Source organism: Paenibacillus piscarius (assembly GCF_022234545.1).
GTDB lineage: Bacteria > Bacillota > Bacilli > Paenibacillales > Paenibacillaceae > Paenibacillus_AQ > Paenibacillus_AQ piscarius.
Window position 1 is genome coordinate 104,471 of sequence record NZ_JAIEUI010000019.1, and the last position, 21,462, is coordinate 125,932.

The window sequence follows — 21,462 nt, forward strand, 5'->3', positions numbered from 1 at the left end:
ATGGATTATCAATTACTTCTGCTGACGATTGCTGTGTCCTTTATCCTTGCGGTCATTGCCGCTCCGCTGATTATACCGCTGCTGCGCCGGCTTAAGCTCGGACAGCAGGTTCGTGATGACGGACCCCAGACCCACCTGAAGAAGGCGGGAACCCCTACGATGGGCGGGGTCATCATCATGGTGGCATTCACGCTGTCTTTTCTGAAATTCTCGGTCATCAATCCGGACTTCTATGTGCTGCTTGCGGCCACGCTGGGGTACGGGCTGATCGGCTTCCTCGATGATTATATCAAAATTGTCTTCAAACGCTCGCTCGGTCTGACCGCACGCCAAAAGCTGCTGGGCCAGCTGCTGGTCGGAATTCTGCTCAGCGTGCTGCTGATATCGGCAGGCCATAACACAGGCATCAGCGTTCCGGGAACATCCGTCAGCTTCGACTGGGGTCCCTGGTTCTATTATCCGTTCATTGTTCTGATGATGATGGCGGTCACCAATGCCGTGAATTTCACGGACGGAGTCGACGGATTGCTGTCTGGGGTAAGCGCGATTGCACTGGCCGCGTTTGCGGTGGTTGCGATGCAGGCAACTTCCATTGCCGCCGGTGTCTGCGCTGCTGCAATGATCGGCGCGGTGCTGGGCTTCCTTGTATTCAACGCCCATCCGGCCAAGGTGTTTATGGGTGACTTCGGCTCCTTCGGGATCGGCGGCGCAATTGGCGCTATTGCTATTGTGACCAAGACCGAGCTGCTGTTTGTAGTGATCGGCGGGGTATTCGTTGTTGAAATGCTGTCGGTCATCCTTCAGGTCGCTTCCTTCAAAACACGCGGCAAGCGGATCTTCCGCATGAGCCCGATCCATCATCACTTTGAGCTGGGCGGCTGGTCGGAGTGGCGCGTGGTGGTCTCCTTCTGGGCGGTAGGCCTGGTGCTGGCCGCTGCTGGACTATATCTCATCAAGGGGTTGTAACGAATGAAACATCCTGATCTGTACCGTGATCAAGAAGTGGTCGTCCTGGGGCTCGCCAAAAGCGGCGTCCAGGTGGCCAAGGTGCTGCATGAACGCGGTGCTGTTGTGACGGTCAATGATAGAAAAGAAAGAGATGAGAGTCCCGAAGCTTCCGAATTGGAATCTTTGGGAATTTCTGTTATATGCGGCGGACACCCGGAGAGCCTGATCCATGAAGGTGTACAGCTTCTGGTCAAAAACCCCGGCATCCCCTATAGTGCTCCGCCGGTGCAGCAGGCGCTGGAGCAGGGCATTGAAGTGGTTACCGAGGTGGAGGTGGCCTACCATCTCTGTGCGGCCCCGATGATCGGCATCACCGGCTCCAACGGCAAGACCACTACAACGACCTGGGTGGGCCATATGCTGGAGGCAGCCGGGATGCGCCCGATTGTGGCCGGTAATATTGGAACACCGCTCTCCGAGGCCGCACAGGAGGCTGACGCAGACAACTGGATGGTGGTCGAGCTGAGCAGCTTCCAGCTGAAGGGCACGGTGGATTTCCGGCCCAAGATCGCCGCCTTGCTGAATGTTGCGGAGACCCATCTTGACTATCATGGGGGCATGGAGGACTATGTAGCCTCCAAATCCAAGCTGTTCGCCAATCAGGGACCGGAGGATACCGCTGTGCTGAACTGGGATGATCCGGTCTGCCGCGAGCTGGTTCCTTATGTCAAGGCCGGGATTCTGCCCTTCTCGATGACCGAGGAGCTCGTTCAGGGCATCTTCGTCCGGCCTTCCTTCGTTCCAGGGACCGAGGATGAACAGAAGCGGGTAATTATCTACCGGGATTACACGGAGACAGAGACCGAGATTGCCGCTGTGGATTCCATCGGTCTGCCCGGCCGCTTCAACGTGGGCAATGCGCTGGCGGCCTGCGGCATTGCCATAGCTGCAGGTGCGAACCCGGCGGTGTTAGGCGGGGTGCTCGCGTCCTTCCGGGGCGTGGAGCACCGGCTGGAATATGTAGCAGACAAGGCGGGAGCCGCCTACTATAACAACTCCAAAGCTACCAATTCCAAAGCTACGTCGATGGCGCTGGGCTCCTTCCGTCAGCCGGTCATTCTCATTGCCGGCGGCCTGGACCGCGGCTCCGATTATATGGAGCTGGTGCCTGTCCTCGGCGGGAACGTCAAGGCGCTGGTGGCGCTTGGCCAGACCCGGGACAAGCTGGCCGCTGTGGCGGGCCTTGCAGGAGTAAAGACGGTGATCTCCGTCGATAATGGGGATAGCGCCGCCGCCGTGCTGCAGGAGGCCGTGCGGGAGGCAGCGGCCCTGGCGGAAGCGGGGGACGTGGTTCTTCTGTCGCCTGCCTGTGCGAGCTGGGATATGTTTACCTCCTATGAGGAGCGCGGGCGTATTTTTAAAGAGGCGGTGCATAACCTTTAAGTAGGGGGGTGGATAAGCCCCTACTACGGATGCAAGAGGTGTGCTCCTGATGAACAAATCCCGTCACGCGCCCGACATCTGGCTGCTGCTTGCTATACTGGCTTTACTGGCTATCGGTATGGTAATGGTATACAGTGCCGGGTCTGTTCTGGGCTTCCGCAATTATGGTGATTCGTTTTATTTTGTCAAAAGGCAGCTGCTGTTCGCAGGTCTCGGCCTCATCGCGATGTTCATTACGGCCAATACCGATTATCTGGTGCTGAAGCGGTTCGCCAAGCCGGTGCTGATCGCTTGCTTCATCCTGCTGGTGCTGGTGCTGATTCCCGGCATCGGCGTGGTGCGCGGCGGTGCGCGCAGCTGGCTGGGGATCAGTTCCTTCGGTATCCAGCCCTCCGAGTTCATGAAGATGGGGATGATTCTCTTCCTGGCGAAATGGCTCGGGACCGAGGAGTATGATATCTCCGGCTTCTTCCGCGGGCTGCTGCCGCCGCTTGCGCTGATCGGCTCGGCCTTCGCGCTGATTATGCTTCAGCCTGACCTGGGTACAGGTACGGTCATGTTCGGCGCGGCGATGATGATGGTCTTCACGGCGGGCGCACAGATGAAGCATCTGCTCTCTCTCGGCGCAATGGGGGTGGCCGGCTTCGCCGGACTCATTGCCGCTGCGCCTTACCGTCTGCAGCGGATTACAGCCTTCCTTGATCCCTGGTCCGATCCGCTGGGCGCCGGTTACCAGATTATTCAATCGCTCTACGCGATTGGTCCCGGCGGTCTTGGCGGATTGGGACTGGGAATGAGCCGGCAGAAGTACAGCTATGTGCCGGAGCCGCAGACTGATTTTATTTTCTCAATATTAGCCGAGGAGCTTGGGTTTATCGGGGGGCTGGCTGTGCTGCTGCTGTTCCTTGTGCTGATCTGGCGCGGGATGAAGGTAGCCATGAGCCTGCCGGACCGGTTCGGCAGCTATCTCGCCGTAGGCATCGTCTGTATGGTGGCGGTTCAGGTGGTCATCAACATAGGTGTAGTAATCGGCCTCATGCCGGTAACCGGCATTACCCTGCCGCTGATTAGCTACGGCGGGTCATCGCTGACCCTTATGCTCACAGCCCTTGGCATTCTGCTTAATCTATCCCGTTATGCGAGGTGAAAGACATGCGTGTAGTACTTAGCGGCGGCGGCACGGGAGGACATATCTATCCTGCTGTAGCCGTGGCCAGACAACTGGAATCCGAAGATGCGGATTCAGTCTTCTTGTATATCGGCGGCAAGCGCGGTCTGGAGAGCAAGCTGGTTCCCCAGGAGAATCTGCCGTTTCAGGCGATTGATATTACAGGCTTCCGCCGCAAGCTGTCCATTGATAATGTGAAGACGGTCATGCGTTTTCTGAAGGGGGTCAAGACCTCCAAAGCGCTGCTGCGCGAATTCAAGCCCGACGTTGTGGTCGGCACCGGCGGGTATGTATGCGGACCTGTGGTGTACGCGGCCTCCAAGCTGGGGATCCCGACCCTGATTCACGAACAGAATGCGATTCCCGGACTGACCAACCGGTTCCTTAGCCGCTATGCCGATACGGTTGCGGTGAGCTTTGAAGGTACAGAACCCGCTTTTCCCGGCGCAGGCAATGTAATCTATACGGGCAATCCCCGGGCCACCTCAGTCATGAAGGCCAACCCGCAGAGAGGCTTCGCTTCCCTCGGTATTCCCGAAGACAGCACAGTGGTGCTTGTAGTAGGGGGGAGCGGGGGCGCCAAGGCAATTAACCGTGCGATGATTGAAATGGCACCACTTGTGGGTAAGGGTAATGGTGTGCATTATGTCTATGTTACCGGAGAGTCTTATTTCGAGGAGACACGCAAGGCAGTCCGCGAGACGCTGGGGGGCTTGCCGAACTGGCTGCATGTTCTCCCATATGTTCATAACATGCCGGAGGTGCTGGCCTGCACTTCGCTGATCGTCAACCGGGCTGGCGCCTCTTTTCTGGCTGAGATTACCGCACTTGGCATACCCTCTGTACTCATTCCGTCGCCCAATGTAACCAATAATCATCAGGAAGCGAATGCCCGGGCGCTGGAGCGCGAAGGGGCGGCTGTGGTGCTGCTGGAGCAGGATCTGAGCGGCGGGGCGCTGTTCACAGCGGTCCAGAGCATCATCGGGGCGGACGTGGTCCGCAGCCGCATGTCAGAAGCTTCCAGACGCCTCGGCAAAAGGGATTCCGCTGCGCTGGTCGTAGGCGAGCTCCGCAGACTGGCTGCAGGCCGCAAGCGCTAGATTCCGGGCTTACGTTGTCACACTCACGCTCCCCCGAACATAGGATGATCCTATAATCGTGACAATCACCCAGAGCACTTCCGGTGCCGGGGGACGGGAAGCGGAGCTCCTCCCGCCCGTATCCGGGATAGGGGGCAGGAAGTGCCGTGGTGGGTGAGCGGTAATCTCGGAGGTGATACATTGGACAAATTGGTGATTGAGGGTGGAAATCCCCTGTCAGGCACCATACGTATCCATGGAGCAAAAAATGCGGCGCTGCCCATTCTGGCTGCTAGCCTGCTGGCCGAAGGAGTTCACTCACTGCATAATGTGCCGAAGCTGCTCGACATCGAGACGATGCTGGATATCCTGGGACGGCTGGGCTGCAGGACAGTCCATGAAGAGGAGACGGTGACGGTGGACACCTCCGTACTCCTGACCTCGCATGTTCCGGAGGATCTGATGCGGCAGATGAGATCCTCTATTTTTCTTATGGGGCCGCTGCTGTCCAGATTCGGAGAAGTGACCATCTATCAGCCGGGCGGCTGCGCCATCGGGGAACGCAAAATCGATCTTCATCTGCAGGGGCTGAAGCTGCTGGGGGCAGAGATTGAGGAAGCGGGCGGCATGATATGCTGCCGGGCCGCGAGACTGGCAGGCTGCGATATCCATCTGGATTATCCCAGTGTAGGCGCTACAGAGAACATCATGATGGCTGCGGCGATGGCCGAGGGGACAACAACCATATCGGGGGCGGCCAGGGAGCCGGAAATCCAGGATCTGCAGAATTTCCTTAACGCTATGGGTGCGCAGATTATCGGCGCAGGCACGGACACGATTACAATACAGGGTGTCCGGAAGCTCCATGCCTGCAGCTATGAGGTGATTCCTGACCGCATCGTTGCCGGGACGGTGATGATCGCAGCAGCTGCTACGCGGGGCAATGTGACGCTGACTCATACCAATGCGGGACACTTAACCTCCCTGATCCACATCCTGAGGCGTGCCGGTGTTCAAATCACAGTGTGCAATGATATAATTAATATCAGCTGTATGGGGCGTCCCCGTGCGGTAGAGAGAATTGTAACTTCCCCGTATCCGTCATTTCCTACAGATCTGCAATCACAGGTTATGGTCCTATTGTCCCTGGCGGACGGATTCAGTGTCATCAAAGAAACCGTATTCGAAGGACGCTTCAAGCATGTGGAAGAGATGGCCCGGATGGGTGCCGATATTTCTATTGATTTGAACCGGGCGTTCATACGCGGAGTGCAGCGGCTGTACGGGGCCACGGTAGAAGCCACTGACCTGCGTGCAGGAGCGGCCCTGGTCATCGCCGGGCTTGCCGCTCACGGAACGACCATTGTGGAGCAGGCGCATCATATCGACCGCGGATATGACGGCATTGAGATTCTGTTCCAGAAGCTGGGTGCCAGCATCAGCCGCAAAGTGCCTGTACCGGACCCGCTCGATTTGGCCAATTAAAGCTCCCTGTCTCCTTCGGCTCTGCCGCGAAGGAAGGAGACAGGGCCTTATTATCGGAGATATGAGAATGCCAAAAACGCGAATCCCTCTTTTGAAAGAGGACAAGCCTAGCAAAAGAAGAAACCGCAGAATGATTATGATCCTGCTGCTGCTGTTTGTGGCACTGCTGGCCGTAATCTTCTTCCGTTCGTCGATCAGCAAGATTACAGCCATTAACGTCGAAGGGGATAAGTATACGGCCAGGGAGAACCTGTTGGCCGCAAGCGGTCTGAGAATCGGCGGACAGTTCTTCGCGGTCTCTTCGGATACTGTGGAGCAGGCGGTGAAGAAACTGGATACGGTCGAGGAAGCCCGGGTCGAGAGGAAATTCCCCGGCGTGGTTACGATCAGCATTAAGGAGTACCCGGCAGTTGCCTATGAACTGGATCAGGCGGGTGTGCTGGAGGCCATTCTGTCGAGCGGGGCGGCGGTATCTGTAACGGATACCGGAATCGCTGTAGAGAAGCCGATCTTGACCAACTGGAAGGCCGGCGATCCGTATAAGGCCAAGCTGTGCCAGGCTCTGGCCAGTATTCCGAATGAGCTGACCAGCGATATCTCGGAGATTGTGCCGTCCCCGACACCGTCATTTCCTGACCGGATCAAGCTTTATACCCGTTCGCGGTTTGAGGTGATCACGGCGATCTCTCTGCTTAAGAATAAGGTAGGCTATTTGAACCAGGTGATCGAGACGGAGGAACCGGGACTCATCAGAATGCTGGAGGCGGATTCCTATGTTCCGTTCCACAAAGAGACCGTAAACCCGGAGGATGAAACGGACACACAAGAGTAAATAGTCCCTACTAATAGAGCATAAAAAATGCTACAATCAGTTTTACGGGCATGAAGCATTATCCCTCTTTTTTCTGCGGATTTTTTGAGAAGAAATCCTGATAGAATGCCTGTTTCTCCTGATTCTCTGCGCGGAGCGGCAGGCCATGCTGTTTAAGAATTGAAGGCTGGGAACTGCATGTGAAAAGCTTGTCATATACTTCCACTCAAAAAATTTGTTGAAAAAAGAGGGAAAGGATTAGGGATGTTGAATATGTACAGAAGATGTTTCCCGGGACCGGGAGCAAGTCATGCTTAATATCTATTTATTATCACAATTTATTATGATTATAACAGGAGGTGCCATAGGGCTTGAGCAACAATGACATCATTGTTAGTTTGGACATCGGTACATCCAAAGTTCGGGCAATCATTGGGGAAGTTACTAGTGGGACCTTTAATATTATTGGCGTTGGATCTGCTGATTCGGATGGAATCCGCAAGGGAGCGATTGTAGACATCGATCAGACTGTGCAGTCGATCAGAAGCGCCGTGGAACATGCGGAACAGATGGTCGGCATTCAAATATCCGAGGTGTATGTCGGGATATCCGGCAATCACATCGGCCTGCAATCCAGCCATGGCGTAGTTGCTGTCCAGAATGAGGACCGTGAGATCGGCGAGGATGATATCGACCGTGTGATCAAGGCTGCTGAGGTCATTGCCCTGCCGCCAGAGCGCGAAGTCATCGATGTTGTCGCCAAGCAGTATATCGTAGACGGGCTTGAAGGCATTCAGGACCCGCGCGGAATGATCGGGGTTCGCCTTGAAGTGGAAGCTACGATCATAACCGGTGCCAAGACACCCATACATAATCTGCTACGCTGTGTGGAGAAATCGGGTCTGAAGGTTAAGGATCTCGTCCTTATGTCTCTCGGGGCCGGCGGATTAGCGCTCTCCAAAGATGAGAAATCAATGGGGGCTGTACTGGTCGATATTGGTGCCGGACAAGCTACGATAGCCGTGTATGAAGAAGGTTCCCTAAGTGCGACCTCCACGATTCCGGTCGGCGGAGAATTTGTTACCAATGATATTGCGTACGGACTCCGTACGCTGACGGACCAGGCCGAGAAGGTCAAGCTGAAATACGGCTGTGCCTGGATTGACGACGCCGCTTCTGATGTCGTCTTCAAAGTTCTGCGCATCGGCAGCAATGTCGAGAAGGAATTCAATCAGGAGGATCTGGCAGCGATTATTGAACCGAGGGTTCAGGAGATCTTCCAGCTCATCCGCCAGGAGGTCAAGCGGCTTGGTTACAATGAGCTTCCGGGGGGGTATATACTTACGGGTGGTACCGTCTCCATGCCGGGTGTGCTCAAGGTCGCCCAGATGGAGCTGGCAGCATCAGTACGTATTGCCGTGCCTGATTATATTGGAGTCCGCGACCCTGGCTTTACGGGTGGTGTAGGCATTCTTCATCATGTTGTGCGCAGCTACCGCGGACGCAGCAGCGGACCAAGCGCAAACAAGAAGAACGTTAACCGCAACAAGCAGAGCGCAGCACCGGTACAGGATACTTCTAAGAAGCCTGGCCTGGTGGAACGTCTGAAGAATATGTTCAGCGAATTCATATAAGTGTAGGTCCAGATATACTTGGACTGGCCATCCAAGCACTACTCGAGGGGGAGATGGAAACAATATGTTGGAATTTGATTTTGAAATGGAGAGCTTGGCGCAAATAAAGGTCATCGGCGTAGGCGGCGGCGGAAGCAACGCAGTAAACCGGATGATCGAAAATGGCGTTCAGGGTGTTGAATTCATCACAGTGAATACAGATGCCCAAGCGCTGCATATGGCCAAATCGGAGCATAAATTACAAATCGGGGATAAACTGACCCGCGGACTTGGTGCAGGAGCCAATCCTGAGGTAGGCAAGAAGGCGGCTGAGGAGTCCCGCGATCTGATCTCTAATACGCTTAAGGGTGCGGATATGGTCTTCGTCACCGCAGGAATGGGCGGCGGCACCGGAACAGGCGCAGCGCCTGTCATTGCCGAGATCGCCAGAGAGTGCGGGGCGCTGACCGTTGGGGTCGTTACCCGTCCGTTCACCTTTGAAGGCCGGAAGCGTGCCAACCAGGCAGAGCTCGGCATTGAAGCACTGAAGGAAAAGGTTGATACGCTGATTGTAATCCCGAATGACCGGTTGCTGGAAATCGTAGATAAGAAGACTCCGATGCTGGAGGCCTTCCGTGAAGCAGACAACGTGCTCCGCCAGGCGGTACAAGGCATCTCTGACCTGATTCAGGTTCCCGGCCTGATTAACCTTGACTTTGCCGATGTGAAGACAATCATGACCGAGCGCGGCTCTGCGCTGATGGGCATCGGGATTGCCACCGGCGAGAACCGCGCCTCTGAAGCAGCCCGCAAAGCGATTATGAGCCCGCTGCTTGAGACCTCGATTGAAGGAGCCCGCGGTGTTATTATGAATATTACCGGCGGCTCTAATCTCTCGCTGTATGAGGTTAATGAAGCGGCTGAGATTGTTACCGCAGCTTCAGATCCTGAAGTGAATATGATCTTCGGGGCCATTATTGAAGAGAGCATGAAGGATGAGATCAAGGTTACCGTTATTGCTACCGGCTTCGAGCACAAGCCTTCTGGTGTAGCTCCTGTACGCCGTCCGGCAGCCAGCAGTAACAGCAGCACCGGCAGCAATGAACCGGCAGCAGACAAGAATAATACGAACCTTCGTCCATTCGGCAACCAGACTAGCTCTGATCAGCTGGATATTCCCACCTTCCTGCGCAATCGCACACGCGGTAACAACGATTAAGCATCGTTGGTAACTTAGAACTTAACCTTTGGGTATACGGAAGCACCGTATCCTGCAGATTGAACAATCTGCGGGTACGGTGTTTTTTTGTGTATCACGCAGTATAATAACGGTAACGGGAGACGATGACATGGAAATGCTGGACCCCCGGGTGGACTTTGTATTTAAGCGGATCTTTGCAAGCGAGAGCAATAAGGATGTATTGCTGGCTTTTCTGAACCGGATCTTCATGGATGCCGGCGACCCGCCGCTTGAAGAAGTGGTGCTGCTTAACCCTTATACAGACAAGGATGACCCGCTGGATAAGCAGGCGATCTTTGATATCTGGGCGAAGACTGCAGGCGGTAAGCTGATTAATATTGAAATGCAGCTGTTCAACAAATATGATATAGAGAAACGTACTTTGTATTATTGGAGTAAGCGGTATGCCGGTCAGCTTCAGGTCAGCGGCAAATATATTGATCTCAATAAATGCGTGACGATCAATATTCTGAACTACAAGGTACTCCCCAATGAACACACGCACAGTGTATTTCATTTGCGGGAGGATGTAACCGGAGCGCCGCTCACGGACGATATCGAAATCCATTTCCTGGAGCTGCCTAAGCTGAACCAGCCGGTTATTCCCGGCGAGGCCGGGTTGGTTAACTGGCTGCAGTTTTTGAAGGGAACTCATTACTCAGATTGGGAGGTGTTGCAGATGAATGAGCCAGCGTTGAGGAAAGCCATGGAGACCCTAGAATTTCTGAGCCAGGATTCGGAAGCCCGCCGGAAGTATGAGGACCGCCAGAAATTCCTGCTCGACGAAGCTTCTCAGCGGGATGGTGCGCAGCGGGAAGGGTTTGCTAAAGGTCTGGAGGAGGGCATGAAGGAAGGCATGAAGGAAGGCATGAAGGAGGGTATGAAGGAGGGCTTGAAAGAAGGCTTAGCCAAAGGCGAGCTTGAAGCCAAACGGAAGATTGCCAAAAGGATTCTGGAGATGGGAGTAGATATTGCGTCTGTTCAGAAGGCGACCGGATTATCCGAAGAAGAGTTGAAATCTATGATGTGACAGGAAATTCCAAGTGAAGTCAGCCATTTCAGGCTGGCTTTTTTTGGTGGATTAGAATTTATATGTTTTGGGGTCCCCGCAAAGTACCTGAGTTATCATCGAAGCTAAAGCCCCACTTTGTGGGGTTATTTTGCGCGCGATTCTCGCATCAGCCCATAACTCGACAAAAAAACCGCTGGAACGCCCCCCATGTTTAGACAGACTTTGGATGCGGGAGTTCCTATACTAATCTTATCGTCTAAAAAGAGAGCCTGCACCCCGGCCTCGACAATCTTTCGTTTGCAGGCAGGTGAACGCATTGGTAGTGTATATTGATTTGATCTTTGCCGCCAATCTGCTGATCGACGGAGTTCTCTTATGGCTGACAAGCTGGCTGGTCAAGCAAAAGGTGGCCTGGTGGCGCCTGGCGCTGTCTGCATTGACGGGTGCGCTCTATGTTGTCATGATGTTTGTCCCGGAGCTGTCCTTTATGTACACCTTTCTGATCAAATTCGGATTGTCGGTATTGATGTTATGGATAGCTTTTGGCTTTAGAAGTCTGCAAAGCTATCTTCGTGCATTCGGGGCATTCTATATGATTAATTTTGCGGCAGCGGGAGGGATCATAGGCGCTCATTATTTGCTGCAAAGCTCTGGTGACATCTGGAATGGCATGATCTTTACCTCTTCGGGAGGCCAAGCTCACCGCCTGAAGATCGGTTTCTGGTTCGTCCTTGCCCTGCTTCCGCTGGTGCTGCTGCTCTTCCGGCGGACTGTTGCTTCCCGCAGGCACAGGGAGCAGCTGGATACTTATATTGGCGAAGTCACGGTGGAGATTGACAGCGTGACGGTCACCTGCCCCGGACTGCTGGACACCGGCAACCGGCTAAGTGATCCGCTGACGAGGATGCCGGTTATGGTGATGGAGGCCGCACTGTGGGAGAACCATTTGCCGGCCTCCTGGAAAGGAAGGCTGACCCAGACGGGGGCGGATGCCCTTGTTCTGGAAACGGACGGGCAGTCTTTTGCCTGGCAGGACAGAATACGGCTGGTGCCGTACAGGGGGGTGAACCGCGCCGCCTCCTTCATGCTCGCGTTGAAGCCGGATTTGGTAAGGATCCAGCTTGGCGGCGATACCTTCTGCCACACCAGAGTGCTCATCGGGCTGGACGGCGGGACACTGGCAGGAGACGGTGCGTACCGGGCAGTCATTCATCCTGATCTGACCCTGAAGGAGAACGCTGTAGAAGCGCCGGCTGATAAGGTAATGGGGTAAGTAACCTATTAGGAGGAACAATAATGGTCAAATTCAAGCTTGTGCTGCAACTGCAGTATTACCGGATGCTGTTTCTGCTGGGACTCAAGAGCCAGGAAATCTATTATATCGGCGGCAGTGAAGCGCTGCCGCCCCCGCTGACGCGGGAGGAAGAGGAATTCCTGCTCCAGCGGCTCTCCAGCGGCGACGCCGCCGTCCGGGCGATGCTGATTGAGCGCAATCTGCGGCTGGTGGTCTATATCGCCCGGAAATTCGAGAACACCGGCATTAACATCGAGGACCTGGTGTCGATCGGCGCCATCGGGCTCATTAAGGCCGTTAATACCTTTGATCCGGAGAAAAAAATCAAACTCGCCACCTACGCCTCGCGCTGCATCGAGAATGAGATTCTGATGTACCTGCGGCGCAACAGCAAGACCAGGAGTGAGGTTTCCTTTGATGAACCGCTGAATATTGACTGGGATGGCAATGAGCTGCTGCTCTCGGATGTGCTGGGCACGGAGAATGATACCATCTACCGCAACATCGAGGAGCAGGTAGACCGCAAGCTGCTGCAGAAGGCGCTGGAGAAGCTTAGCGAACGGGAACGGCTCATTATGGAGCTGAGGTTCGGCCTGCGCGGCGGGGAAGAAAAAACACAAAAGGATGTAGCCGATCTGCTCGGCATCTCCCAATCCTATATTTCGCGCCTGGAGAAAAGAATTATCAAGCGGCTGCGTAAGGAGTTCAACAAGATGGTGTGAATTATTGAAAAAAGAATAATATAGCCGTCAGAAGAACAGAACGACAGTAAGAACAATACTTAACACCTTCATAATTCCTGCAATAGGAAGGCTGAAGGTGTTTTTTGATAAATGTACTTTAATATAATGATTACTAAAATAAGGTAATTAAAAAAGAATATGTTCACCAAAAGTACTCATAAAGTGAAAATAATAATATTGATACAAATAATATACAGGGATATAATGTAAAAGTAGTCATAATAAATAGAGAGGAGAATTAATATGTCTGAAATTTCTGTAAACTCTGTGACACCAAACTTCAACAGTTGTACAGTAGCTTGTTTGGTTTGCGTTGGTACCTGTGTGGGTACTGGGCCGCTTGCTCCTGTTGGAAGTCTTGCAGGAGCCATTATAGCTTCTGAGTCACTCGACTGGGCAAATCACAATGTCTAACGTATTTAGAAATTAAATTTTTAAATAATCCACTTATACTTTTATAAGTGGATTATTTCACAAAGTGAATGGGGAGGTAAGAACCAGAGAATATCTGGGTATAGCCTATGAGAAGAGGAATGATTTTTTCAACCAGCCGTAATAACTATTTCTATGATGATACAACCGGAAACGTGGAATTATATAATGGAAATCTTGATAATGAAACAGAACTTGTAATACAAGGCTCTGAAAGTTACGTACACGAAGAAGTTAGCTTAGAGACTATTGAATACTACTTACATAAAGAAGCAGCTAAAATGTTAACCTTGATTGTGAGTGAAGATTGTAACTTTAGATGCGAATACTGCGTGTTTTCCGATAATTATGCTATGACGAGAGAACACACGAAGAATAGTATGAGTAGTGAAGTGGCTCTAGAGGCAGTAAGTAAATACTTGAACCACTTCAAAAACTACAACGGACGAAATTTATTGAGTATTCCGAAGATATGTTTTTTCGGAGGAGAACCCTTGATGAATTTTGGCTTAATTAAAGAGGTTGTGAAGCATGTCCAGAATATTTATGATGGAAATATTATCTATATGACCACAACAAATGGTTCTTTATTGTCAAAATCCAAAATAGATTTTATGGTTGAAAATAACTTTTACATATCCGTAAGCCTTAATGGTTACCGTGAGGAACATGACCGGTTAAGAGTTTATATTGGAAATAGGGGTACATACGATGATATTATTGCGAATCTTCGCTATATAAAAAATAATTATTCAGAATATTATCAAAACAACATTTCCTTTATCAATATTTATGATACCGGGACCAACTTGGAATTGCTTAAGGAGTTTTATGCTTCAGATGAGCTTTTTACAAATAAACTATCCAAACTATCACCTGTAATTGATATTGGTACGGATTGGTATGAGCAATACAGCAAAGAAGAAAAAGATGAATTTAACATTGGAGTTAGTAAAATAATTAAGGGATTTCTTTCAGATATTAAAGAAGGATGTCGCTCTGATGAAGTTTCAAGATCAATCTTCAGAAGTAACTTTTTTAATGTTATGAACAGGCCAATTAATGTCCCATTGAAAGACACAAAATTTCCTTTCTTGCCTTATACTTCAACCTGTATGCCAGGGATGAAAGTTATCGTTGGAGTTAATGGTCTGATTCACTGTTGTGAAAAAATTAACGAAAAAATGCCGATAGGAACAGTTGATAGTTGGATTGATTCTCGAAAAATTCGTAAGATTGTTAACGATTACAACGAAAGTTTTGGCCCACACTGTATTAATTGTCCAATCCAGAGAATGTGTGAAGTTTGTTATCAGCATTTCCTGGATGCAGACGGAAAATTCGATTTAACCAAAAGAGAAGCAATTTGTAACAGAACGATTGATCAGAAAATGAAGATTCTTACAATTATTTATGAGCAAATGGAAGATGGTCTTGAATTCAATGATCTGTTGTCGGCAATCACACAGCGGTAGCGTTATTTTGATAAATTTATTAACTTGATATGGATGGGTGAGAAAGATGAAATCTTATTTTAATTTACATTCAGCAACTGAACTGGTTAGAGGTTCGGAGAGAGCAGTTTTATATGACTTTAGTAAAAATAAAATATATCAAATAGAACCGGTTGAAACGAAAATTCTAATCAGCATATCTCAAGGAACTGAACTGCAATCCATTGCAGAGAAATATGGTGAGGACAAAACAAATGTCTTCGTTTCTCAACTAAAAGGAGAAGGTTTAGGAAATTACGACTCCTCATTTATTCCTAAAGAGACATATCGGGAAGGTGTTATTGAATCGGGTAGCCTTGAACAGACAGTCCTGTCTAATATTTATTACGAGCTTCCTTGCGGTTGTGATTATGCATGTGACCATTGTGAGCAAATGAAGGTGAACTCATGTTTATGTTGTAAACTTAGCGGAACGCAACAAACCGATTGGGGAAAGATAACACAGGCTATATTAGATACATTTCAGTTTGTGGAAAGTAATATTTTCCTGCATGGTGGAAATCCTCTGTCAGAATGGGATAAAACGAAAGAATTGGTTTCTTTGTGTAGCATAATTAAAAGGGAGACTCAACAAGTCTATCTGATCGCTCCCTATGGAGATACTGACCCACTATTTGAAGAAAAGTTATCCTTCCTTTTAAAAGAGGGCATTGTTCCTATTATTAATATTTGTGTTGAAGAAAACAGTGTTCATAACGTTCTAGATAAAATAATGTTCCTAGAACAAATGACTGAGGTGAATCGAGCCCAATTGATTGTCAATTTACTGGTGGATTACAACCTGTTAGAGCATGATTTGTTAGCAGCCTTTGCTGACATACGGGGAATTACCATTACAAAATCAATTATACTGAATAATGAAGAATCTAAGTTCGATAACAGAAAGCACTATCATCAAAATAGTGTAAACTTCAAGAACTATAAAAATGCTGATTTATTCCATCCTTGTTTAAAGGGAACGGTAGCTATTACATCGCAGATGGAAATTTTACCTTGCCCAAGCATGAAAAACGACGTACTTGCCTCTTATTCCAAGCGAAATTTTAAAAATTTGTTTCAGGATTATTTGCTTCTTGATTCATACTGGAAAATGCCATTGAAAAAGTTGAAGCAATGTGGAAAATGTGAATACAATAGGTTTTGTTTGGATTGTAGAGCGGTTGAAGCTAAAGGAACAGATGAAAAAACCAAGTACCATTGCTCCTATAACTAAACTATATCTGAGTGTATTCGGAGAAAATTATGAAAACAAAGAAAAAGTTGAGGGAATATTATTTTTTAGGAGCAATTATAAAACAACGCATAATCCTTCTAATTGTCGGCTTGCTGTTCCTTCTTTGTGTTTCCTTGTTTAACATGCCCATTCCTGAATTAATGGGTAGAATTGTTAATCTGTTTACTGGAGAAGAACCTGCCTACCATAAACTATTGATGCTTTCCCTCCTGATCTTAGGTTTACATTTTTTGAAAACTATAAGTTCTTGGGCTGGGAAATATCTGTTATCAAAATATAGCGTAGAATTATCAAGCAATCTTAGAGTGTACATGATCAACCGGATCATCGGTTTTCCAATGTCTGTGCTGAATAAATATGAAAAGGGATATGTATTTTCCAGAGTAAGTGAAAGTTCCAATGTATCTAATTTGTTTTCCCCATCGATGATAAGTATAGTAATTGGCTCTGTTGACTTTATTTTTTCCATGTATATGCTGTTTAACATTGAATATAGATTAACTTTTATTGTCCTGCTTTTTATTCCGCTATTTTATGTAACCAGTGCGTATTTCTCAAGAAGAATTAAAAAAATAATAAATGACACTAACGAAAAATCGGGACAAGTTTCATCGGAAATGTTTGACACACTAAATGCCCTTGAAGAGATAAAATTATTAAACAAAAAACATATACAATTAAGAAAAATACGGACTGCTTCAGATCAATTAGTAAAGTCTATGGTCTCAATGAATAATAATCTTAATTTATACTCAGAAAACATAGTATTCTTTTCATCGGTTATAGGCACCATAATTTTGTATTTATCTGGCCTGCTCATATTTGATACGAAACTAACTGTCGGAGGATATGTTTCCTTTTCAGGATACCTTTCTCGGTTATTAGGATACATGCAGATGTATTCGTCAATCGGCTTAACGGTGCAACCTATTTTGGTATCACTCCAGAGGATCAAAGATTTTCTAAATACAAAAGATGAAGAAGAAGGTAGGACTGAAACGATCACCTCTCCTATAGAAAGAATTTCATTCCACAATGTTTTTTTTCATTACGATCAAAACTGTGAAGTTCTGGACAATATCAGTTTTGATATCATGAGAAATGAAAGGGTTTTATTCAACGGAGCAAATGGGGCTGGAAAATCTACGATTATAAAAATGTTAATGGGTCTTTATAATCCGACTGAGGGGTTAATTACAATAAATAGTAAAGATCTGTCAAGTATTAACCTTAAAGATTTAAGAAATAAAATTGCTTTTGTTTCCCAGCATGTATATCTTTTTAAAGATACGGTATTAAGAAACATCCTTGAAGAGGAGAATGATCAGAAGGAACAAGAATTGTATAATTTTATTGAGTTATATGATTTTCCAAGAAGCGTAAATGAATTATTGAATGTGGAGGTTGAGAATGGCGGGGCAAATTTATCGGGCGGTCAAAAGCAACTTATCGGATGTTTACGCGCAATTCTTACTGGGAAAGAGGTAATTATACTCGATGAACCGACTTCCAATATGGATCTGGAAACGAAAAGATGTATTATGAATATTATTGAAAATTACACTGCTGTTAACATTTTTATTGTGATTTCACACGATAAGGATTTCGATTTTATATCTAAAAAAATCGTTGTTAAGACAAAAGAAAAAGAGGAGAAAGAGCTTGCGGCTAGTGTTTGATAACCGGTGTTTTATAAATATAAAAGTTAATAAAAATCAAAATTGGGTTTTGTTGGTCAAGGAATAAAATGGCCTGCCGGGGAGATAATGTACAGTAATGTTTCTCCTTGGGAGGTTAATCATCATGACCCGAAATAAAGTCGAGATTTGCGGTGTGGACACCGCCAAGCTGCCGGTTCTCACGAACGTGGAGATGCGGGCATTGTTCACTTCGCTGCAGCAGCAGGGCGAGCGATCCGCCAGAGAGAAATTGGTTAACGGCAACCTTAGGCTGGTGCTGAGCGTCATTCAAAGGTTCAACAATCGTGGAGAGTTCGTGGATGATCTGTTTCAGGTAGGCTGCATCGGACTCATGAAAGCCATCGATAATTTTGACTTATCGCAGAACGTCAAGTTCTCTACCTATGCGGTCCCGATGATCATCGGGGAGATCCGCCGTTACCTGCGGGACAACAACCCGATCCGGGTATCGCGGTCTCTCCGGGACATTGCCTATAAGGCGCTGCAGGTCCGTGACAGCCTGACGAACCAGAATTCGCGCGAACCGACGATCTTTGAGATTTCCGAGGCGCTTGGCGTTCCGAAAGAGGATGTGGTCTTCGCCCTGGATGCGATCCAGGACCCGGTATCCCTGTTCGAGCCGATCTATCATGATGGCGGGGACCCGATCTATGTGATGGATCAGATCAGCGACGACAAGAACAAGGATGTCTCCTGGATTGAAGAGATTGCCCTCCGGGAAGCGATGCAGCGGCTCGGGCAGCGCGAGAAGCGGATTCTATCGATGCGGTTCTTCGAAGGCAAGACGCAGATGGAGGTCGCTGACGAGATTGGGATTTCCCAGGCCCAGGTCTCACGGCTTGAGAAGTCGGCGATCCAGCAGATGCAGAAGCATGTGAAGTCCTAACCCACACAGCAGATGAACGGGATATTCCGGAGGGCGGCAGCAGCGGCAGTCCGGGATATCCTTTTGTATGTAAGGAAGTGCACGGGCACTTGTGAATAGAGTCATGCGGCCAAGCCTTGGGGACATATACTGAGCTATAGGTCTGAATGTACAGGGGTGGCAGGATGAATGAAGAATCGGCGGGAACAGGGAGAAAAATGAAAATCTCCGATTTTCAAACCAAGGATGTCATCAATATTGTGGACGGCAAGCGGCTCGGCCAGATCAGTGATCTGGAGCTCGATCTGCGCAGGGGAGTGATCGATGCGGTAATTGTGCCGGGCTACACAAGGTTCATGGGACTGTTCGGCGGCGGTACTGATCTCGTCATTCCGTGGCGGAACATCGTCAAGATCGGGGCAGATGTTGTACTCGTGAAGCTGGAGGAGCCCCGCAGCCCCCAGGGGCAGGAGGAGCGGGAGCTGATGTATCTCGAACGTCCGGACCGCAGTGAACGGCGCACTTATTGACCGGGTGCGTCTTTTTTCTGCGGAAGCGGGTAAATCATAGCGGGAAAGGTATGTTACACTTAGACGGAGGTGAAGAGATGGAACCGTTTATGAAAATTGAATCCGTACCAGAGCTGCTGCATTTGGAGCCGTGGCGGGAGCAGTACGGTCAGATCACAGCAGGGTTCACGGGCAGAGCAGGCGGCACAGGGAAACAGCCGTATGACAGCTTCAATTGCGCCCTGCATGTCGGCGATGATCCGGGGGATGTGCTCAGTAACCGGAGGCTGCTGGCCGCAAGCCTCGGTTTCCGGCTGGAGGACTGGACCTGCGGGGAACAGACCCATGGTACTGATATAGCTGTAATTACAGAGCAGGACCGCGGCAGAGGCAGTCTGGACCGGGCTTCCGCCTTTCAGGCGACAGACGGGCTGCTGACCAGTGTGCCGGGGGTGCTGCTGACCTCCTTTTATGCCGACTGTGTTCCGCTGTTCTTCTATGATCCGGCGCATCAGGCGGTTGGTCTGGCCCATGCGGGCTGGAAAGGAACCGTAGCCGGGATAGCGGCAGCGATGGTGCAGCGGATGGAACTGGTCTATGGAACCCGTCCGGAGGAGATAAGAGCTGCAATAGGTCCTTCCATAGGTGAATGCTGTTATGAGGTAGACGATGTTGTAATGGATCATGTCCGCCGGATGGAGACCGGGCTGAAGCCGGACACGGAGGCAGGGACGCGGAAATTATATAGACGCTCGGCGAAGGACAGCAGCAAATCGATGCTGAACTTGAAAGAAATGAACCAACGCATTATGATAAAAGCAGGAATATTGCCGATTCATATCGAATGTACAACTTGGTGTACAAGCTGTAACAGTGATCTGTTCTTCTCCTACCGGAAGGAGAACGGGGTTACCGGAAGAATGACGAGCTGGATTGGAATAAAGGAGCGTTGAATTTGGCCTCACTACAGGAGAGAAAAGCCATTGTCTTGGAGCGTGTTGCACAAGCCTGTGCGGCCAGCGGCCGGGATGTAAGTGAAGTCAAGGTGATTGCGGTTACGAAGTACGTATCGCTGAATACGGTTGCCGCATGTCTGGAAGCCGGACTGACCGAGATCGCGGAGAGCCGCTGGCAGGATGCGGAGCCCAAATGGAAAGCGCTTGGCGACCAAGGAACCTGGCATTTCATCGGGCATCTGCAAACCAACAAGGTGAAGGACGTTATCGGTAAATTTCAATATATCCACTCCCTGGACCGGTTATCGCTGGCCCGGGAGCTGCACAAGAAGGCGGATGCCGCCGGGCTGGATGTGAAGGTGTTTCTGCAGGTGAATATTTCCGGGGAGGACACGAAGTTTGGTCTGGCGCCGGAAGCGGTAGAAGAGTTCCTGCGGGAGATTGCCCCGCTGAGCCGCGTGAAGGTCATCGGACTAATGACCATGGCTCCTCACGAGGAAGACCCTGAGGCGACCCGCCCGGTATTCCGCGGACTCCGTGAGCTGCGTGACCGCCTGAATCTGCTGGGCCTGACACCTGAGCCGATCCGGGAGCTGTCGATGGGCATGTCGAATGACTTTGAAGTAGCGATTCAGGAAGGGGCCACCCGGGTGCGTCTGGGAACGGTATTAGTAGGTCATGAGGAGGGAGATTGATGGGCGTGATGAACCGGTTTATGAGTTTCTTGGGCTTGCAGGAGGAAGAGGAAGTTGTGGAACGGGAGCAGATATCCCGGGATGAGGATGAATACGAGCCCGCCCCTGTAGAAACGCGCAAAAATCAGCGGAGCAACGTCGTCAGCATCCATTCACAGAAGAATGTTAAGGTAGTGCTCTATGAGCCACGTTCGTATGACGAGGCCCAGGAGATTGCCGACCACCTGCGTTCCCACCGCACCGTAGTCATCAACCTGCAGCGGGTGCGCAATGATCAGGCGATGCGGATTATCGATTTTCTGAGCGGAACTGTTTACGCGCTGGGTGGAGGAATTTCTAAGATTGGGGGCAATATATTTATGTGTACCCCGGACACTGTGGAGATCCAAGGCTCCATTACAGAGATCCTGAGCGACGAACAAGATTACAACAAAATGAGGTGATCAGGCTTTGAACGAAATATCTTCAATTATTAACATCCTATTCACAATTTACTATTACATGATTTTTATATATATTCTTATGTCCTGGCTGCCTAATCTGCGGGAGAACTTTATCGGCGAACTGCTGGGCAGGCTCGTGGAGCCGTTCCTTGCACCGTTCCGCAAGATTATTCCGCCGTTGTTCGGGACGATTGATATATCACCATTTATAGCAATCGCCGTTCTAAGGTTTGCGGTGATTGGGCTGAATTCCCTAGTAGCCATGGCCTTCGGCTAAT

At 49.8% G+C, this 21,462-nt stretch carries 20 protein-coding genes; all 20 read left to right on the plus strand.

What is annotated here, in order from left to right; translation table 11 throughout:
• A complete protein-coding gene (gene mraY, locus K1558_RS24840; protein ID WP_238654641.1) occupies nt 1-966 on the plus strand; it encodes a phospho-N-acetylmuramoyl-pentapeptide-transferase in 966 nt (321 codons plus the stop codon).
• A gap of 3 nt (nt 967-969) precedes the next feature.
• Nucleotides 970-2,391, plus strand: coding sequence for a UDP-N-acetylmuramoyl-L-alanine--D-glutamate ligase (gene murD / locus K1558_RS24845; RefSeq protein WP_238654642.1), 1,422 nt, complete (start codon nt 970-972; stop codon nt 2,389-2,391).
• Nucleotides 2,392-2,440: 49 nt separating this feature from the next.
• Entirely contained in the window at nt 2,441-3,538 is a 1,098-nt protein-coding gene (spoVE, locus tag K1558_RS24850) for a stage V sporulation protein E (protein WP_238654643.1), read from the plus strand.
• Nucleotides 3,539-3,543: 5 nt separating this feature from the next.
• Nucleotides 3,544-4,659, plus strand: coding sequence for an undecaprenyldiphospho-muramoylpentapeptide beta-N-acetylglucosaminyltransferase (murG, locus tag K1558_RS24855; protein ID WP_238654644.1), 1,116 nt, complete (start codon nt 3,544-3,546; stop codon nt 4,657-4,659).
• Between the two features lie 180 nt (nt 4,660-4,839).
• Nucleotides 4,840-6,123 carry a UDP-N-acetylglucosamine 1-carboxyvinyltransferase gene (gene murA, locus K1558_RS24860; RefSeq protein ID WP_238654645.1) on the plus strand — a complete coding sequence of 428 codons (1,284 nt, stop codon included), beginning with the start codon at nt 4,840-4,842 and terminating at the stop codon, nt 6,121-6,123.
• Nucleotides 6,124-6,190: 67 nt separating this feature from the next.
• On the plus strand, nt 6,191-6,955 hold the full coding sequence (locus K1558_RS24865; RefSeq protein WP_238654646.1) for a cell division protein FtsQ/DivIB: 765 nt from the start codon (nt 6,191-6,193) through the stop codon (nt 6,953-6,955).
• 350 nt (nt 6,956-7,305) lie between these two features.
• On the plus strand, nt 7,306-8,568 hold the full coding sequence (gene ftsA, locus K1558_RS24870) for a cell division protein FtsA (RefSeq protein ID WP_238654647.1): 1,263 nt from the start codon (nt 7,306-7,308) through the stop codon (nt 8,566-8,568).
• Between the two features lie 64 nt (nt 8,569-8,632).
• Nucleotides 8,633-9,766: a cell division protein FtsZ gene (gene ftsZ / locus K1558_RS24875; protein ID WP_238654648.1), complete on the plus strand. Its 1,134-nt coding sequence runs from the start codon at nt 8,633-8,635 to the stop codon at nt 9,764-9,766.
• A gap of 130 nt (nt 9,767-9,896) precedes the next feature.
• Nucleotides 9,897-10,817 carry an Rpn family recombination-promoting nuclease/putative transposase gene (locus K1558_RS24880; RefSeq protein ID WP_238654649.1) on the plus strand — a complete coding sequence of 307 codons (921 nt, stop codon included), beginning with the start codon at nt 9,897-9,899 and terminating at the stop codon, nt 10,815-10,817.
• A gap of 298 nt (nt 10,818-11,115) precedes the next feature.
• A complete protein-coding gene (gene spoIIGA, locus K1558_RS24885) occupies nt 11,116-12,072 on the plus strand; it encodes a sigma-E processing peptidase SpoIIGA (protein WP_238654650.1) in 957 nt (318 codons plus the stop codon).
• A 20-nt stretch (nt 12,073-12,092) separates the two neighbouring features.
• Nucleotides 12,093-12,815: an RNA polymerase sporulation sigma factor SigE gene (gene sigE, locus K1558_RS24890; protein WP_036690190.1), complete on the plus strand. Its 723-nt coding sequence runs from the start codon at nt 12,093-12,095 to the stop codon at nt 12,813-12,815.
• A gap of 542 nt (nt 12,816-13,357) precedes the next feature.
• Nucleotides 13,358-14,743 (plus strand): radical SAM protein, encoded by a 1,386-nt coding sequence (locus K1558_RS24895; protein ID WP_238654651.1) that lies wholly within the window; start codon nt 13,358-13,360, stop codon nt 14,741-14,743.
• 46 nt (nt 14,744-14,789) lie between these two features.
• Nucleotides 14,790-15,995, plus strand: a complete 1,206-nt coding sequence (locus K1558_RS24900; RefSeq protein WP_238654652.1) for a hypothetical protein — start codon at nt 14,790-14,792, stop codon at nt 15,993-15,995.
• Between the two features lie 29 nt (nt 15,996-16,024).
• Nucleotides 16,025-17,695: an ABC transporter ATP-binding protein gene (locus K1558_RS24905; protein WP_238654653.1), complete on the plus strand. Its 1,671-nt coding sequence runs from the start codon at nt 16,025-16,027 to the stop codon at nt 17,693-17,695.
• 124 nt (nt 17,696-17,819) lie between these two features.
• Nucleotides 17,820-18,602 carry an RNA polymerase sporulation sigma factor SigG gene (gene sigG / locus K1558_RS24910; RefSeq protein ID WP_036690188.1) on the plus strand — a complete coding sequence of 261 codons (783 nt, stop codon included), beginning with the start codon at nt 17,820-17,822 and terminating at the stop codon, nt 18,600-18,602.
• Between the two features lie 164 nt (nt 18,603-18,766).
• Entirely contained in the window at nt 18,767-19,111 is a 345-nt protein-coding gene (locus K1558_RS24915) for a YlmC/YmxH family sporulation protein (protein WP_238654654.1), read from the plus strand.
• A gap of 77 nt (nt 19,112-19,188) precedes the next feature.
• A complete protein-coding gene (pgeF, locus tag K1558_RS24920; protein WP_238654655.1) occupies nt 19,189-20,043 on the plus strand; it encodes a peptidoglycan editing factor PgeF in 855 nt (284 codons plus the stop codon).
• A 2-nt stretch (nt 20,044-20,045) separates the two neighbouring features.
• On the plus strand, nt 20,046-20,741 hold the full coding sequence (locus K1558_RS24925) for a YggS family pyridoxal phosphate-dependent enzyme (RefSeq protein ID WP_238654656.1): 696 nt from the start codon (nt 20,046-20,048) through the stop codon (nt 20,739-20,741).
• Nucleotides 20,741-21,184 (plus strand): cell division protein SepF, encoded by a 444-nt coding sequence (locus K1558_RS24930; protein WP_238654657.1) that lies wholly within the window; start codon nt 20,741-20,743, stop codon nt 21,182-21,184. Before K1558_RS24925 ends, K1558_RS24930 begins: the two co-directional genes overlap by 1 nt.
• Nucleotides 21,185-21,191: 7 nt before the next feature.
• Nucleotides 21,192-21,461, plus strand: coding sequence for a YggT family protein (locus K1558_RS24935; protein WP_274528839.1), 270 nt, complete (start codon nt 21,192-21,194; stop codon nt 21,459-21,461).
• The last annotated feature ends 1 nt before the right edge of the window (nt 21,462 follow it).

Coding starts and splice junctions, on each gene's coding strand:
- mraY (WP_238654641.1), top strand. CDS start 1: ATGGATTATCAATTACTTCTGCTGACGATTGCTGTGTCCTTTATCCTT.
- murD (WP_238654642.1), top strand. CDS start 970: ATGAAACATCCTGATCTGTACCGTGATCAAGAAGTGGTCGTCCTGGGG.
- spoVE (WP_238654643.1), top strand. CDS start 2,441: ATGAACAAATCCCGTCACGCGCCCGACATCTGGCTGCTGCTTGCTATA.
- murG (WP_238654644.1), top strand. CDS start 3,544: ATGCGTGTAGTACTTAGCGGCGGCGGCACGGGAGGACATATCTATCCT.
- K1558_RS24865 (WP_238654646.1), top strand. CDS start 6,191: ATGCCAAAAACGCGAATCCCTCTTTTGAAAGAGGACAAGCCTAGCAAA.
- ftsZ (WP_238654648.1), top strand. CDS start 8,633: ATGTTGGAATTTGATTTTGAAATGGAGAGCTTGGCGCAAATAAAGGTC.
- K1558_RS24880 (WP_238654649.1), top strand. CDS start 9,897: ATGGAAATGCTGGACCCCCGGGTGGACTTTGTATTTAAGCGGATCTTT.
- K1558_RS24895 (WP_238654651.1), top strand. CDS start 13,358: ATGAGAAGAGGAATGATTTTTTCAACCAGCCGTAATAACTATTTCTAT.
- K1558_RS24900 (WP_238654652.1), top strand. CDS start 14,790: ATGAAATCTTATTTTAATTTACATTCAGCAACTGAACTGGTTAGAGGT.
- K1558_RS24905 (WP_238654653.1), top strand. CDS start 16,025: ATGAAAACAAAGAAAAAGTTGAGGGAATATTATTTTTTAGGAGCAATT.
- sigG (WP_036690188.1), top strand. CDS start 17,820: ATGACCCGAAATAAAGTCGAGATTTGCGGTGTGGACACCGCCAAGCTG.
- K1558_RS24915 (WP_238654654.1), top strand. CDS start 18,767: ATGAATGAAGAATCGGCGGGAACAGGGAGAAAAATGAAAATCTCCGAT.
- pgeF (WP_238654655.1), top strand. CDS start 19,189: ATGGAACCGTTTATGAAAATTGAATCCGTACCAGAGCTGCTGCATTTG.
- K1558_RS24930 (WP_238654657.1), top strand. CDS start 20,741: ATGGGCGTGATGAACCGGTTTATGAGTTTCTTGGGCTTGCAGGAGGAA.